We start from the raw sequence: 15,549 nt of genomic DNA, 5'->3' as shown, positions 1-15,549 counted from the left end.
CTGACTTTAGATTTATCTACTTATTGAAATAGCTTTTTTAAATTCTCCGTAAACGGTGCTTTTACAATTCCTTTTTCCGTAATAATCGCTGTTACATTTTCATGCGGCGTAACATCAAATGCCGGATTATATACTTTACTTTCTTTCGGAGCCGAATATTGTCCGAAACGATTAATCACTTCAGAAGCATCTCTTTCTTCAATTGGAATTTCTTTTCCTGTCGGTGTTTGTAAATCAATTGTTGGTGTTGGAGCTGCTACATAAAATGGAATGTTGTAGTATTTAGCTAAAATAGATACACCTAATGTTCCAATTTTATTTGCTACATCACCGTTTGCTGCTACACGATCACATCCAACGATTACCGCATCAATTTTCCCTTGTGACATGACCATAGCTGCCATATTATCCGTAATGATAGTGACATCGATTCCCGCTCGCTGCAGTTCTAATGCTGTTAACGTTGAACCTTGTAATCTAGGGCGTGTTTCATCCGAAAAGATTTTTAAATCCCATCCTTTTTCTTTCGCTAAGTACATTGGGGCTGTCGCCGTACCATACTTAGTCGTCGCTAAAGCACCTGCATTACAATGTGTTAATACTCCCATGCCATCATGGAATAATGTTAATGCGTGTTCTCCAATTTGACGGTTAATTTCTTCATCTTCTCTATGAATCTCTTTCGCCTCTTCTACTAATCTATCTTTCAGCTGCGAGATTGATAAGTGAGCATTTTCTTTCGCTACACTTTCCATTCTTTCAAGTGCCCAAAATAAATTTACCGCCGTCGGTCTTGATGTCGCTAAATATGAACATACCTTTTTTACTTCTTCTATAAACTCTTCCACTGTACTTGTAGTAACTTCCTTTATCCCTAAGTACACACCGTAAGCTGCTGAAACACCTATTGCTGGTGCTCCTCGTACTTTCATTACTTGAATTGCATCCCACACACCCTCAGCCGTTTTAAAAGATTCATAGACTACTTCGTTCGGTAATACTGTTTGATCTAATAACACTAAAGCATCATCTTTCCACTGAATGGGTATTAATTGCTCTGCCATCATCTTCTCCCCTTACTTCGCACTATGCATTTGTTGTTTTAACGTTTCTACAAAACTACTACCTGTTTTATATTGATTCGCTTGTAAAATAAATTTCTTCGCGCTCTGAAGACAAATTCGCTCCGCTCTAGCACGTGCTTCATCATTCTCAATACAAGTAATATCCTTTACTTTCGCTAATCCAACAATACGACGAATTAACTCAAGACCTGTCACTGCAGCTGTATCCTCTAATACAGATTGCAAATAAACTTCGTTAAAGCCTTCTTCCTTCGCCATAATCTCTGTCACATGAATATCCCAAGCGTCTAAAAACTTCTTCTTAAATAAATCAATTACCTCTATCATTGTAGTTTGTAGCCAATCCATATACGTATCTTTCTCAGCACCAGGCGGCATCGTTGCATCCGCGTTCACCCAAGCGAACATTAAATTCGCCATTACATTCCCAACGTCATATCCCATAGGTCCATAAAAAGCAAACTCAGGATCAATCACCTTTGTAGAATCACTTTTCACAAAAACAGAACCGGTATGCAAATCACCGTGAATAAGCGACTGCGCATTCGTCATAAAAGAAAATTTAAGTTTCGCAACTTCCATACGAAGCTCTTTATCACTATAAATATGCTCTCTAATCCATCCATCATTTAACGGAAATAGCTCATTACGTTTATTATGGTTTGTAAATGGCTCTGAATATACGAGATCCTCTGTAATTTCACATAACTCAGGATTTATATAACTCTTCACAAGTTCCTTCTTCTCTTTATGATTCATTACAACATCTGATGTTAATAAAAGAGTATTTACCATAAATGTCGTTAAATCATCAGCAAGCCTCGGAAATATTTGATGATTTATAAGTGCTGTACGTAATATTGTGTGATCTGATAAGTCTTCCATTACGCAGCAATTCATCACACTATCAAATAAATACACCCTTGGAACAAGTCCAGACGCTAACTCTTCCTCTAACTGTAAAACATCTGATTCTATACGAATACGATTCGTCGATAACTTAAACTCATCTGAAATACGTGCTGTATCCCCAGCCTGCTTTACAATGACGGAAATATTCTCCTTTTCATCCCAAACGCGGAACACATAATTTAAATTGCCATCACCTATTTCTTTACACTTTAACCCCTTTGCATGTTCGAACGTAGGTAATTTCTCTTTCACATATGCAATCACATCTGTAGCTTCCATTAAAAAATACTTTGTGAACTTAGACATGGTTTCCCCTCCATACTAATTGTAAGCGTTTTCTAAAAGCTGTAAAAAATAATAGATGAAATGTTTTATCCTAAAATATATTCTTCTTTTTGAAAGGTATATCTAGATTTTATTATATCTTGTTCGCACTTTGAGTCAATGTTTCTCATTATTATTGCAATATACTTCCTAATTATATATTAGAGATGACAAAAATTGTTCACAAAGATTCCGATTCATTTTATTTTATTTATCACACAATTCTTTGTAAAATAGACATACGCAGTTCCTTTTCAAAATCACAACTTCTAAGAAATATTTCCTTCCTAAGAATTTATACTTGTGCTATATCTCTAAACTACACACTAATCTTTCACCTACTATCTTACAATGAATACGCTAAAAATTACCTTTCAATTCCCTACTAAATTTAATTGAGAATAAATATTAATTAAATTGGTATAAAGTTGGTTTATTCTCTTGACAAAATAACCACTTCTATATGATAATTAATATCGAATTAGAATTATTATAGTTAATTAAAAAATATATTTTATGAGCAAACTATTTTTTGATGCTCAAAACCAACATTTAGGAGGAATTTTAATATGTTATTAATCGGCACAGAAGTAAAACCGTTTAAAGCTAATGCTTACCATAATGGAGAATTTATCCAAGTTACTGACGAAAGTTTAAAAGGAAAATGGAGTGTAGTTTGTTTCTATCCAGCTGACTTCACATTCGTTTGCCCAACTGAACTTGAAGACTTACAAAACCAATATGCAACTCTTAAAGAGTTAGGCGTTGAAGTATACTCTGTATCTACAGACACTCACTTCACTCACAAAGCATGGCATGATAGCTCAGAAACTATCGGCAAAATCGAGTACATCATGATTGGTGACCCAACTCGCACAATCACTACAAACTTCAACGTTTTAATGGAAGAAGAAGGTCTTGCTGCTCGTGGTACTTTCATCATCGATCCAGACGGTGTTATCCAATCTATGGAGATCAATGCTGACGGTATCGGCCGTGACGCAAGCATTCTTGTTAACAAAATTAAAGCTGCTCAATACGTACGTAACAACCCAGGTGAAGTTTGCCCAGCTAAATGGCAAGAGGGTTCTGCAACACTTAAACCAAGCCTTGACCTTGTAGGCAAAATCTAAGGAGTTCGATCAAAATGATACTAGATGCAGATATAAAAACACAACTATCCCAATACCTTCAGTTAATGGAGAACGATATTTTACTTAAAGTAAGCGCAGGAGACGATAACGTATCTAAAGATATGTTATCTCTAGTAGATGAATTAGCTACTATGTCATCTAAGATTACAGTAGAAAAAGTTGAACTAGAGAGAACACCAAGCTTTAGCGTAAATCGCCCTGGTGAAGACACTGGTGTTGTATTCGCTGGTATTCCATTAGGACACGAATTTACTTCATTAGTGTTAGCTTTACTACAAGTGAGTGGACGTGCTCCAAAAGTTGAACAAAAATTAATCGATCAAATCAAAAACATTCAAGGCGAATATCATTTTGAATCTTATATCAGCCTAAGTTGTCACAACTGTCCTGATGTTGTACAAGCTCTTAACGTAATGAGCGTTCTAAACTCTGGTATTACACATACTATGATTGATGGCGCTGCATTCAAAGAGGAAGTAGAAAGCAAAGACATCATGGCAGTACCAACTGTGTACCTAAACGGCGAATCTTTCGGAAGCGGTCGTATGACACTTGAAGAAATTTTAGCTAAAATGGGTAACGGTCCAGATGCATCAGAGCTTTCTGATAAAGATCCATACGATGTTCTTGTTGTTGGTGGCGGCCCAGCTGGTGCAAGTGCAGCAATTTATGCAGCACGTAAAGGCATCCGCACTGGTATCGTTGCTGAGCGCTTCGGTGGTCAAGTAATGGATACTATGGGTATTGAGAACTTCATCAGCGTAAAACGTACTGAAGGTCCTAAGCTAGTAGCAAGCCTTGAAGAGCACGTAAAAGAATACGACATCGATGTAATGAATCTACAACGTGCGAAACGTTTAGAGAAAAAAGAACTTATTGAAGTGGAACTTGAAAACGGCGCTATTCTGAAAAGTAAGAGCGTAATCGTTTCAACAGGTGCTCGCTGGCGTAATGTTGGCGTACCAGGTGAAGCTGAGTTCAAAAATAAAGGTGTAGCATACTGCCCACACTGTGACGGTCCATTATTCATCGGAAAAGATGTAGCGGTTATTGGCGGCGGTAACTCTGGTATTGAAGCAGCTATCGACTTAGCAGGTATCGTTAAGCACGTAACTGTTCTTGAATTCATGCCAGAATTAAAAGCTGATGCTGTATTACAAGAGCGTCTTAACAGCTTACCAAACGTAACTGTTCTGAAAAACGTTCAAACGAAAGAAATTACTGGTACTGACAAAGTAAACGGTATTTCTTACATCGATCGTGAAACTGAAGAAGTTCATCACGTTGAATTACAAGGTGTATTCGTTCAAATCGGTCTTGTGCCAAACACAGACTGGTTAGGTGAAACAGTTGAACGCGCTCGCGGTGAAATCGTAACAGACAAGCATGGCGCTACAAACGTACCAGGAGTGTTTGCTGCAGGTGACTGTACAAATAATCCGTACAAACAAATCATCATCTCTATGGGTTCAGGTGCAAACGCAGCTTTAGGTGCATTTGATTACTTAATCCGTAACTAATTATAAAAAAAGCAGGTGCCTGAGCACCTGTTTTTTTTATACTCCTAACGTATAAACTAAAAACCTCTCATTCCCATTCTTCTCATAAGCCCCTGGCAATCTAACTTCTTTCTTCAATTCAAACGCAGTTTGATTCTCTAAGAAGAAAATATAATCTTCAGAAGGATAATATAAAATAATATCCACTTCTCTCTCCGCTGCTTCTACCGAGAGCAAAATATTATTAACTACGTTCATAAACACTTGTATAGAAAATGGATTAAAAAAATAAAATCGGTTATCACGCGGATCAATCTCATATTCCTGTGCTAAACAACACTCAAACCGAATCTTATTTTTACTGTTTCTTGCCTTTCGTGCATAACGCTCACGATTATCCATTGCTTCTTTATAAAACTCTTCATTCATTTCAATTCCAACTGCTGAAGCACCGCACTTATGGTGCATGTAAAAGTTTAATCGTCCTTTTCCGCATCCAAAGTCTACAATTCGGTCGCTACTTTTAATTTCGTATTGGTTCAAAAGTTCCTCTAATCCACTATATGGCGTCGGCTCATAACGGTGGTAATGCATAGACTTATTAAACCCCTTTTGCTCTCCGACTGTTTTTATATTTAAAACTGCATCGTAATATTGTTCGTTCATTGATTTTCTCCTATTAAGAAATGGTACTTATTATTATACACCATGTACTGGAGGAGAATTTTTCATCGAATTAGTTGGTATGTGAAATTATATCAACGGTTTTTTTAATATATCTATCGTAACTTCAAATATATCAACGATTTTCTCAATATATCTATCATAACTCAAAATATATCAACGATTTTTCAAATATATCGATTTAACGACAAATTCCTACAAAAAGACAGGGGCTCTCTAGCCCCTGTCTTCCAGCACTTTCAACACCGTTTGCTTCAATATTTCTACCCCATCCATAATACAACTATGATCAAACTTCATATAAGGATGATGTAATCCAGGTTGTAGGTTTGCTCCTAGTCCAAGCATAACTGCTTTTAAATGTGGTCTCTTCACTGTGTAGTAATGGAAATCATCGCTTCCTGTCGTATAGAGTGGGCCAGTACACCCCTCTTCCCCGTATACTTCAAGAATGCCTTTTCGCATAAAGCGTTCAGCCTCTTCTGACACTTCTGCTCCTGGAGCGAGATCAATCCACTCATAAGAAAGCTTAGATCCCATTGATTCAGCTGACTTAATTACTTGTTCTATTTTTTGCTTTAATTCATCTAGTAATATGTTATTTTCTGCTCTTACATCTAAACTAAAGTGCCCGTTACCTGGAATAATGTTTAGATTATCACCACCAGCTTGGCATCTCGTCATCTTAACAGAATACGACGTCTGCGGCGGTAGCCATATATTTTTCAATCCAATATTGATCATCGAGATGACATCAATTGCATTTATCCCTTGATGTGGGCGTGCCCCATGTGCATCATCTCCGTGAATCATCCCTTCTAAAAACCCTGCTGCTCCGTGACGAATTGATGGGGCAGCTTGTTTCAAAGGCAGTTCTTCAATTGGCCTTAAATGAACACCAAATAAGAAATCTGCATCATCTACGGCGCCCTTCTCTACCATCTTTAAGGAACCATTTCCTTTTTCCTCTGCCGGCTGAAAAATAAATCTAACAGTACCGCTATCCCATCTCACATTTTTCAATTGTAAAATAAGCCCCATCACAATTGTCATATGAGCATCGTGACCACACGAATGGTTCGCTTTAAATTCTCCATCTACTTCTTGCCATAGTGCATCCATATCAGCACGAATTGCAATAACTGGATTCCCACTTCCGATTTCAGCAATCACGCCAGGGCAATCATCAAATGTTTTATATGAAATTCCTTCCTCTTTTAAAAAGTCAGTAATATACGCTGTCGTTTCATACTCTTTCCAACTTACTTCAGGGTTTTCATGTAAATGCTGAAAAATTTCCGTTAAACGCTCTTGTAGTTCTAATGTTTTCAAAGCTTCATTCTCCTTCCCAAATTACAAACCACTCAGGTTAATTGTACTTATGAAAAACAGATGTTTTTATGAACATATTGAATTTTAAGAAAAAAGTCAATTGTTTATTTTTAAACACTTAAAAACCTTACTCCATATCTATATTACAAACTAAACAAACAACTAGAAGATTCCTTATTTTCTGTTTTTTGTTGACGCTTACATATGTTTTTGGTTATTATAACCTAATAAACGTCTATTTTGCGACAATTCTAAAAATACAAACATACATAATGAGGAGGCAGTTTATGAAAAAAGAAATACCTTTTGGCGTAGCAATGATCCCTATTATCATTACAGTTGCAGTTATGATGGTTACAATTGTTATATTAGAACAAAGCCCTCACGTCCCACTTATTATCGGTACAACTGTTGCTTCTATCGTCGCTTGGCGTTACGGTTACAAATGGCACGACATTGAAGAAGCAATGTATAAAGGAATTCGCCTCGCATTACCCGCTATCGTTATTATCATTCTTGTTGGCTTAACGATCGGTGCTTGGATTGGCGGTGGAATCGTCGCTACAATGATTTTTTACGGTTTAAAACTTTTAACTCCATCCCTATTTTTAGTATCCATTACCGTTATCTGTTCGATCGTTGCATTAGCAATTGGTAGCTCATGGTCTACAATGGGAACAATTGGTGTTGCCGGAATGGGCATTGGCCTAAGTATGGGAATCCCAGCTCCGATGGTTGCTGGTGCCATTATTTCAGGCTCTTATTTTGGCGATAAAATGTCACCGCTTTCAGACACGACTAACTTAGCCGCAGGGTTAACAAATACAGATTTATTCACACATATTCGTCATATGTTATTTACTACAGTTCCAGGTTTAATTATTACTCTTATCGTCTATGCTTTCTTAGGAAGAAACTTTGGCGCTAACAATATTGATGCGAAAAGCATCGATCAAACGTTACAAGTATTGCAACAAAACTTTGTTATTTCACCTTTCCTATTAATTATACCCGTAATCGTTATGGTATTGGTCGCTAAAAAAGTACCAGCTATACCAGCTATTCTCGCAGGTATTATTTTAGGATTTCTATCACAAGTCTTTATTCAAGGTGGTTCTGTCTCAGCATCTGTCGGTGCACTCCAAAATGGATTTGTCATAGACACTGGAAACAAGCTAGTAGACGAACTATTTAACCGCGGTGGCTTAGATTCGATGATGAACACAGTTTCTATGACAATTGTCGCTATGACTTTCGGTGGAGTATTAGAACACACCGGCATCCTTCGCGCAATTGTAAATCAAATTTTAAAATTAGCGACATCATCAAAAGGGCTTATCGCTTCTACTATTGCTTCTTGCTTTGCAACAAACCTTACTTGCTCTGAACAATATATTTCAATTGTTGTCCCTTCCAGAATGTATGCAAATGCATACACAGAAAAAGGACTACATTCTAAAAATTTATCCAGAGCATTAGAAGATGGTGGAACTTTAACTTCTGTCTTCGTTCCTTGGAATACGTGTGGTGTATTTATTCTAGCAACGCTTGGCGTAAGTGCATTTGAATATGCTCCTTATGCTATATTGAATTTCATCGTACCTATTATCTCAATCATTTACGGTATAACTGGTTTCACAATTGAAAAACTATCAGACATTGAAAAAGCAGAACTAATAAAGAAACAAAAAGCTCAACTAGAAGCTTAAAAGTAGCGGTAAATCCAGTTCATATATTGCGCGAGGACGCCCTTGTTGATAAGGCATTTCCTCGCCGCAAATATGAGCATACCCGTAATCAACTAATTTCTTTAACAACCTTTCTGTTGATCGCCGCGTCACTTGTAAGTACTCGGAAAGGTCAGCCGCTGTGAATTTCAATGATGGATGTGATTGACTAAACCGAATAATTTTTGACAAGTTGGCTGGACTAAGCTTCGTTTCCTTCGCTATTTTAACGAGTTCAGGATGATCATTTTTCAAACTTTGTACTCTCTGGTCTTTTGGGAACGGACCAAATAATTCTTTATCACTCGTTAGTATATAAAAACAACGGTCTATTGGATTATTTTTTGCGAAACCTTGAGCGATTTTAGCATTTTGCTCCGCTTCTTTCACAGTTTTCCCGTAACCAAACCCAATAGCTATCCTGCCTTCTACACTCGTAAATACGTTATCTATCATATTTGTTTTTATAATCGATTCGATATCACCGCGAGTTGTATACAAAATGAATGTCATTTCATCAACTTGTTTAAATGAACCGCGTAATTCTTTTGAAATGGCGTCCAATTGTTCAAGCAAACTTTTTCGTAATTCTAAAGAAGAAATCATACAAGCACCAACAGTAGCTGAATGGCTTTTTGCTAACTCAGCTTTTATTTTTGCATCTTTTAACCCTTGTATAATTGATTGTGTCGGATCTATCATACGCTCTGAAGGAATACCTATTTTTTGAAGTTCGTCGTAGACAGCATGAATACTAGTTAGAGCTAAATCAGCCTCTCCGGCTTGATATTTATCTAGGTGAAAATCGATGATTCTACTTATTTCATCTTTACTCCATAACATATTTTCATAATCCAACACTTGTGGATTTTCTTTTATACCGATATCATGAAATACATTTGTAATAAATGAACGATCTACTAAATCAATTGAAATTTTATGTGGTTGAATACCTTGATGATATATGATGGAAAGTAGTGAAGAGGCAACAGTTGTCTCACCTTGCTGTAAGTACGTACTTGGAATTCGTAATTGTTCTCTTATTTCTTTTGCCATATAATAAGGTAAAGCACCTGAGAAAAAGATGGCATCACAAGGCTTTAAACGCTTTAATAGTTCAGAAGATTCTGCCGGATGAAGGTAAATATATGGATCAATTTCTATTTCTTCTAGTTTATGCGCAATAGGTAAAAGATTCTTTATAAACTCCTTTGAACCGACAACTGCAATTTTTATCATCATTTTCTCTAACTCCTTATTATTAATTAACGACTATTTAACGTCAACTATATCAAATGTACAAAACTATTGTAAACAGGAAGGGGTCTTTATTCAATGAAAATTACAGCTATTCATCTTTACGCAATTCGTTTACCACTTCGCAACCCGTTTGTTATTAGTTATGGTTCTTACTCTGATATGCCTTCTATTATCGTCAAAATGGAAACAGACGAAGGCATTATCGGTTACGGTGAAGGCGTTGCTGATGATCACGTTACAGGCGAATCATGGGAAAGTACTTTCCATACTTTAAAACATACGCTAGCTCCTGTTCTTATCGGACAAAATCCAATGAATATCGAAAGAATACACGATATGATGGACAATACAATTTACGGTGTACCAACAGCGAAAGCTGCGATAGATATTGCTTGTTTTGATATAATGGGCAAAAAATTAAATCAACCTGTATATCAATTAATTGGCGGACGCTACCATGAAGAGTTTCCTGTCACTCACGTCTTAAGTATCGCCGATCCTGAAGACATGGCTGAAGAAGCTGCTTCTATGATTCAGAAAGGTTACCAATCTTTCAAAATGAAAGTCGGTACAAATGTAAAAGAAGATGTAAAAAGAATTGAAGCTGTACGTGAACGTGTGGGAAATGATATCGCCATTCGTGTTGATGTAAACCAAGGCTGGAAAAATAGCGCAAACACATTAACAGCACTTCGTTCATTAGGCCATTTAAACATCGACTGGATTGAACAACCTGTTGTTGCAGACGATATTGACGCAATGGCTCATATTCGTTCTAAAACAGACCTTCCGCTCATGATTGATGAAGGATTAAAAAGTTCTCGTGAAATGCGCCAAATCATTAAATTAGACGCGGCTGATAAAGTGAATATAAAACTAATGAAATGCGGCGGCATATATCCTGCCGTAAAACTTGCTCATCAAGCAGAGATGGTAGGCATTGAATGCCAAGTGGGATCAATGGTCGAATCATCCGTTGCCTCTTCCGCAGGATTCCATGTCGCTTTCTCAAAAAAAATCATTACAAGTGTCGAACTTACAGGACCATTAAAATTCACGAAAGACATTGGTAACTTACATTACGACGTACCATTCATTCGCTTAAACGAAAAACCAGGACTAGGCATTGAAATAAACGAAGATACATTACAAGAACTAACCGTCTTTCAAGACGTTGTACGCTAAAGGAGGACTCATACATGACAGTTCTATATGAAGGTACATTAAAACAAAATAACGAGTCATTTCACGTTACATTACTATCAAGAGAGCATATCGAACAAATTTTATCACTACAAAACGTTGTAGTTGAAGCATTAGAAGATAAAGGTCGTTTACAACCACTCTCACAAGAAGAATTTCAATACATTCTAGAAGGAAACGGCATGATGATCGGTGCTTTTATCGAAAACGAACTCATCGCATTTCGCGCTCTACTCGTTCCTCCTATCGACGACGAGCATTTAGGACTTGATATTGGCCTATCAGAAAGCGAACTACACCGCGTCATCTATCAAGAAATCTCAAACGTTCATCCGAACTGCCGAGGAAATGGCATGCAAAAAATATTAGCAAACGTCATCATGGACGAATTACAAAAAGAAGATGGCAAATACGATTACGTTTGCTGCACCGTAGCTCCTTTTAACATTCCAAGTTTAAAAGATAAGTTTGCACAAGGGATGGAAATTGCTGCGCTGAAGGAGAAGTATGGTGGTAGTATGCGGTATGTTTTTGTGAAGGAGTTGCGTAAGGATACAGAAAGAGATTGGTCCGATGTTAAGAGCGTTCTGATGAGTGATGCTAGTGGACAGCAGGCGTTGCTTTCGGAAGGGTATCGTGGGTATGAGATGGAGAAAACAGACGATACTTTCATTGTGAAGTTTGGACGATAATCTATATACTCGAAAAAAGGAGATGTCTGCTATGACATCTCCTTTTACTTTCTCTTCATTGAACATATCGATTGCAACTCCAAATATATCGGCGGTTTTCGAAATATATCGATTGCAACTCCAAATATATCAGCGATTTTCAAAATATATCGGCGCAACTCTAAATATATCAGCGATTTTCGAAATATATCGACTTACCGACAAAGATTGACAATAATTGCAACCTATACAAAGCGCAACATTAAACCGTCATCTTCCAACTCGATAACGCTAACCAGTTCTCCATTTCCTTATAATCAGGCATTATCTTCCCGACAAGACGCCAAAAAGATCGATCATGATTTAAATGGACCATATGGCACATTTCATGAACAACTACATAGTCAATTACTCGCTGTGGTGCCATCGCTAACTTCCAATTGAATGTTAACTGCAGATTTGAATCACAAGTTCCCCACGTACGACTACTATCTGTAATACGAATAGAACGCGGTTTTGTTTTAAAGTTGCTTTGATGTGCTTTAATACTCTTCTCTACTAATGCCTTGCACTGCTTATAGTAAAATCGTTTTAAAGCTTGCTGTATTTTCTCATCCTTAAGCTCTTTCACATAAATATGTAGCTTATCTCCTTCAAACACTGCATTGTCTTGCTCAATACTTGCATCTTGAGAAATCTGTATCGGATACGTATTCCCTAAATACAGAAAGCCCTCTCCTTGATCATAAGCCTTTTCCTGTGGACCACGCACTCTCTCCTGCATTTCCTTACGTGTTTTCTGAATCCAATCCCACTTCTCCTCTAGCAACTGGACTAAGTATTCAACTGGCGTCCCTTTCGGAGCTTGCACCTCAACATTCCCGTAAGAATCCACCAAAAAACGTACTGATTTTTTCTTCTTATAAGTTATATGAAAATTAATTGTCTCACCTAAATATGTATGTACCATTTCATCACCTAGCGTATTATTTTTACAAATAAAAAAGAGTAGGATATAAACTTCCTACTCTACCTATTATATCATTTACCGTTTTAACGAACTTATTAGCCTCTATACTTTACGCCTAATCCCTTAATGAAATTCCTTGCGTATCTATCGCCGCACTCTTTGTAATTTTTATGGCCTTTTTTTCTTAACAGAGCGCCTAACTCTCCTTTTGTTACCGTAACGCCTACGCTATCTAATATATCAAGCACATCCTCACTCGTTAAAGATAGTGCGATTTTCATTTTCTTTAGAAGAAGGTTATTGGCACTCTCCTTGCTCTGTACAGGTGCCGGTTGTCCTGGTTTTGGATCTTGCTTCCCTCTTTTTAAAGTAATAAATCCGTTTAAAAATGACTCTAACATCATCATATCGCATGTTAGGACATACTCATCTTCGATTACATCATCATTTTCAGCTTCATGTTGTGGACTTCTCTTTATTTTTGTAAGCATATCAACTACTTCTTCTTTCGTTACTTCCACGCCACCAAGTTTAAAGATTTCCACCATATCTATATCTTTTATATCTAAAGCATATCTTACTCTTTTTAATATATCGTTGTTGCTCATTGCCATTGTTTTGCCTCCTGAAATGTTGATTATAGTAATGCTTTTAGCATGTGTAAATTAATGTCGTTAAGTTACTACTTTAACATTTTAGGGGGAGGTTTTGTAGTCTTGGGTGGATTATTGCTTGTGGAGGTTATAACCAGAAACCAAGAAAATAGTGTAACCGTGGAGAAAAGGTAGTATATTTCTTATCCATCGAGTCATTTGAATATCCTATAGTTTTTATCAAATAAAACAGTAGTCATTTTACAAATATTCTATTTCCCTCATACACCTAGTTAATTATTTTTATAAGTTTTTGTAATTTCAAATAGACTATTAAAAATTTTTTCATTCACCTTTGATTTTTCGCCTGATGTGTCCTCTATTATATAATCATATCCATCTGTATAATAATCATATGAAAAACCCCCAAGCAATGTAGATTTACACTCGCGCTGGATTTCTTCAAGTAATTTGTATTTATTTTCCGCCTCCGTTTGAATATCATCTTTTAATTCTTCTTCTGTAAAATAGTAATCTGTTTTATGAAATACTAATTTGGCTACTCCCTTTGTTAGCTCCGTACCATCGTTCTGCCATATAAATAATTCTTTTTCCAAGCATTCTTGAGGATCATTATACATAGTATTTAAATTTTTGTTCCCACCTTTACCAACATTCCAATCTTCATATGTTATACAGTGTGATTCAAACTCTTCATAGCTCGCAACTTTTTCTTCTAAGTCTGCTTTTTTCTCTTCGGGTGTCTTATAGATCCAATTAATAACTATAATTGCTATTAGCATATATATTAAAATTTTCATAACTGATAGCTTTTTCTTCTTTTTCACTTCAACCTTCCCCATTCACTCTAATTACTTGCCTTTATATATACTGTAAAGCATAAAAGACAACTCTCCAAAAGGAAAGTTGCCTCATTTTAAACTAAATTCAATCAAACCAAACACTCCACATATACAAAGTATATGTTACAACAAAAAGATACTGATAGCTTTATTCATTCTTAAGAAATTTCCCTTTCAGTTATCGTCTAAAAAAGACCTCAAAACTAAATAAAACACCTCTCCATAAATGAATAAAATCCATCCCCTCTAACTTTCAAAAGTTACACTGTTTCACTACCTTCTACCACATTAACATTCGCCTCAAACTTATCAAGCAATGTACGCACTTCATCAGTTGATTTCGTACTCATCAATTGATTTCTTAACTCAGCAGCTCCAGGGAAGCCTTTTACATAAATTTTGAAAAAGCGATGAAGTCCTGTAATTGAACGTGGTAGCACTTCTGCATATTGATCTTGAAGATCAAGCTGTAGTCTTAGAAGATCAAGGTGTTCTTTACTGCTATGTTCTCTCGGCTCTTTTTCAAAAGCAAATGGATTTTTAAAGATACCTCTTCCGATCATGACGCCATCGATACCGTATTTTTCAGCAAGTTCCAACCCAGTTTGACGATCAGGAATGTCTCCATTGATTGTTATTAACGTATTTGGTGCGATACGGTCACGTAATTTTTTAATTTCCGGAATTAGTTCCCAGTGCGCATCTACTTGGCTCATTTCTTCTCTTGTACGTAAATGAATAGAAAGGTTTGCAATATCTTGTTTGAAAATATGCGTTAACCAATCTTCCCACTCACTTAACTCTTTAAAGCCAAGTCGCGTTTTTACACTGACAGGTAGTCCGCCCGCTTTTGCGGCTTGAATAAGTTCTGCCGCAACGTCTGGACGTAGAATAAGGCCACTACCTTTTCCTCTCGATGCTACATTCGGTACTGGGCAACCCATATTAATATCGATTCCTTTAAATCCTAGTTCCGCCATACCAATACTCATTTGACGGAAATATTCAGGATTATCTCCCCAAATATGTGCCACCATCGGCTGTTCATCTTCTGTAAAAATTAAGCGGCCACGTACACTTTTCATACCTTCTGGATGACAATAGCTATCCGAGTTTGTAAACTCTGTGAAGAATACATCCGGTCGACCGGCTTCACTTACTACGTGACGGAAAACAACGTCTGTCACATCTTCCATTGGTGCAAGTACGAAAAATGGTCGTGGTAAATCACGCCAAAAATTATCTATCATTTCAAATTCAAATCCTCTCACT

Annotated in this window: 14 protein-coding genes; 5 read left to right on the top strand and 9 right to left on the bottom strand. The window is 36.8% G+C overall.

What is annotated here, in order from left to right; translation table 11 throughout:
• Nucleotides 1–20 precede the first annotated feature (20 nt).
• Together mtnA and mtnK are read right to left on the bottom strand one after the other, a co-directional pair.
• Nucleotides 21–1,064 carry an S-methyl-5-thioribose-1-phosphate isomerase gene (mtnA, locus tag COC96_RS25150; RefSeq protein ID WP_141536038.1) on the bottom strand — a complete coding sequence of 348 codons (1,044 nt, stop codon included), beginning with the start codon at nt 1,062–1,064 and terminating at the stop codon, nt 21–23.
• Nucleotides 1,065–1,076: 12 nt separating this feature from the next.
• Entirely contained in the window at nt 1,077–2,303 is a 1,227-nt protein-coding gene (gene mtnK, locus COC96_RS25145) for an S-methyl-5-thioribose kinase (RefSeq protein ID WP_098269701.1), read from the bottom strand.
• A 587-nt stretch (nt 2,304–2,890) separates the two neighbouring features.
• On the opposite strand from mtnK, the gene ahpC reads away from it, so the two are divergent.
• Both ahpC and ahpF read left to right on the top strand, forming a co-directional pair.
• Nucleotides 2,891–3,454: an alkyl hydroperoxide reductase subunit C gene (gene ahpC / locus COC96_RS25140; RefSeq protein ID WP_000924422.1), complete on the top strand. Its 564-nt coding sequence runs from the start codon at nt 2,891–2,893 to the stop codon at nt 3,452–3,454.
• A 14-nt stretch (nt 3,455–3,468) separates the two neighbouring features.
• Nucleotides 3,469–4,995 (top strand): alkyl hydroperoxide reductase subunit F, encoded by a 1,527-nt coding sequence (gene ahpF / locus COC96_RS25135; protein ID WP_063221593.1) that lies wholly within the window; start codon nt 3,469–3,471, stop codon nt 4,993–4,995.
• Nucleotides 4,996–5,031: 36 nt separating this feature from the next.
• On the opposite strand, the gene COC96_RS25130 is transcribed toward ahpF, so the two are convergent.
• Nucleotides 5,032–5,640: an SAM-dependent methyltransferase gene (locus COC96_RS25130; RefSeq protein ID WP_098269702.1), complete on the bottom strand. Its 609-nt coding sequence runs from the start codon at nt 5,638–5,640 to the stop codon at nt 5,032–5,034.
• Nucleotides 5,641–5,874: 234 nt separating this feature from the next.
• Entirely contained in the window at nt 5,875–6,990 is a 1,116-nt protein-coding gene (locus COC96_RS25125; protein WP_098269703.1) for a M20 peptidase aminoacylase family protein, read from the bottom strand.
• Nucleotides 6,991–7,277: 287 nt separating this feature from the next.
• Here COC96_RS25125 and nhaC point away from each other — a divergent pair, with 287 nt between their 5' ends.
• Nucleotides 7,278–8,699: a Na+/H+ antiporter NhaC gene (gene nhaC / locus COC96_RS25120; RefSeq protein WP_098769606.1), complete on the top strand. Its 1,422-nt coding sequence runs from the start codon at nt 7,278–7,280 to the stop codon at nt 8,697–8,699.
• Here the strand turns inward: nhaC and COC96_RS25115 are convergent.
• Nucleotides 8,688–9,959 carry a transcriptional regulator gene (locus tag COC96_RS25115; protein ID WP_098769604.1) on the bottom strand — a complete coding sequence of 424 codons (1,272 nt, stop codon included), beginning with the start codon at nt 9,957–9,959 and terminating at the stop codon, nt 8,688–8,690. The genes nhaC and COC96_RS25115 overlap by 12 nt on opposite strands.
• 93 nt (nt 9,960–10,052) lie before the next feature.
• Between COC96_RS25115 and COC96_RS25110 the strand changes: the two genes are divergently transcribed.
• Both COC96_RS25110 and COC96_RS25105 read left to right on the top strand, forming a co-directional pair.
• Nucleotides 10,053–11,162 (top strand): mandelate racemase/muconate lactonizing enzyme family protein, encoded by a 1,110-nt coding sequence (locus COC96_RS25110; protein ID WP_098269706.1) that lies wholly within the window; start codon nt 10,053–10,055, stop codon nt 11,160–11,162.
• 14 nt (nt 11,163–11,176) lie between these two features.
• Nucleotides 11,177–11,872, top strand: a complete 696-nt coding sequence (locus COC96_RS25105) for an N-acetyltransferase (protein ID WP_098769603.1) — start codon at nt 11,177–11,179, stop codon at nt 11,870–11,872.
• Nucleotides 11,873–12,113: 241 nt separating this feature from the next.
• Here COC96_RS25105 and COC96_RS25095 read toward each other — a convergent pair whose 3' ends face one another.
• The 4 genes from COC96_RS25095 to COC96_RS25080 form a co-directional block, all read right to left on the bottom strand.
• A complete protein-coding gene (locus COC96_RS25095) occupies nt 12,114–12,821 on the bottom strand; it encodes a M48 family metallopeptidase (protein WP_098769601.1) in 708 nt (235 codons plus the stop codon).
• A 95-nt stretch (nt 12,822–12,916) separates the two neighbouring features.
• Nucleotides 12,917–13,435 (bottom strand): DUF1456 family protein, encoded by a 519-nt coding sequence (locus COC96_RS25090; protein ID WP_098769600.1) that lies wholly within the window; start codon nt 13,433–13,435, stop codon nt 12,917–12,919.
• A gap of 272 nt (nt 13,436–13,707) precedes the next feature.
• Nucleotides 13,708–14,262, bottom strand: coding sequence for a hypothetical protein (locus tag COC96_RS25085; RefSeq protein ID WP_225315977.1), 555 nt, complete (start codon nt 14,260–14,262; stop codon nt 13,708–13,710).
• Nucleotides 14,263–14,537: 275 nt separating this feature from the next.
• The gene (locus COC96_RS25080) at nt 14,538–15,527 is read right to left on the bottom strand and encodes a tRNA dihydrouridine synthase (protein WP_098769597.1); all 990 of its coding nucleotides are present in this window, start codon (nt 15,525–15,527) and stop codon (nt 14,538–14,540) included.
• Nucleotides 15,528–15,549: the final 22 nt, after the last annotated feature.

Origin of the sequence: Bacillus cereus, from assembly GCF_002577405.1 — a bacterium.
Classification (GTDB): Bacteria; Bacillota; Bacilli; order Bacillales; family Bacillaceae_G; genus Bacillus_A; species Bacillus_A cereus_AU.
Note: the sequence above shows the minus strand (reverse complement) of the source record. Positions and strands in the feature narration are given on the sequence as shown.

Bases quoted from the DNA above. Each gene is read 5' to 3' on its own strand.
- mtnA (WP_141536038.1), bottom strand. From the start codon at position 1,064: ATGGCAGAGCAATTAATACCCATTCAGTGGAAAGATGATGCTTTAGTG.
- mtnK (WP_098269701.1), bottom strand. From the start codon at position 2,303: ATGTCTAAGTTCACAAAGTATTTTTTAATGGAAGCTACAGATGTGATT.
- ahpC (WP_000924422.1), top strand. From the start codon at position 2,891: ATGTTATTAATCGGCACAGAAGTAAAACCGTTTAAAGCTAATGCTTAC.
- ahpF (WP_063221593.1), top strand. From the start codon at position 3,469: ATGATACTAGATGCAGATATAAAAACACAACTATCCCAATACCTTCAG.
- COC96_RS25130 (WP_098269702.1), bottom strand. From the start codon at position 5,640: ATGAACGAACAATATTACGATGCAGTTTTAAATATAAAAACAGTCGGA.
- nhaC (WP_098769606.1), top strand. From the start codon at position 7,278: ATGAAAAAAGAAATACCTTTTGGCGTAGCAATGATCCCTATTATCATT.
- COC96_RS25115 (WP_098769604.1), bottom strand. From the start codon at position 9,959: ATGATGATAAAAATTGCAGTTGTCGGTTCAAAGGAGTTTATAAAGAAT.
- COC96_RS25110 (WP_098269706.1), top strand. From the start codon at position 10,053: ATGAAAATTACAGCTATTCATCTTTACGCAATTCGTTTACCACTTCGC.
- COC96_RS25105 (WP_098769603.1), top strand. From the start codon at position 11,177: ATGACAGTTCTATATGAAGGTACATTAAAACAAAATAACGAGTCATTT.
- COC96_RS25095 (WP_098769601.1), bottom strand. From the start codon at position 12,821: ATGGTACATACATATTTAGGTGAGACAATTAATTTTCATATAACTTAT.
- COC96_RS25090 (WP_098769600.1), bottom strand. From the start codon at position 13,435: ATGGCAATGAGCAACAACGATATATTAAAAAGAGTAAGATATGCTTTA.
- COC96_RS25080 (WP_098769597.1), bottom strand. From the start codon at position 15,527: ATGATAGATAATTTTTGGCGTGATTTACCACGACCATTTTTCGTACTT.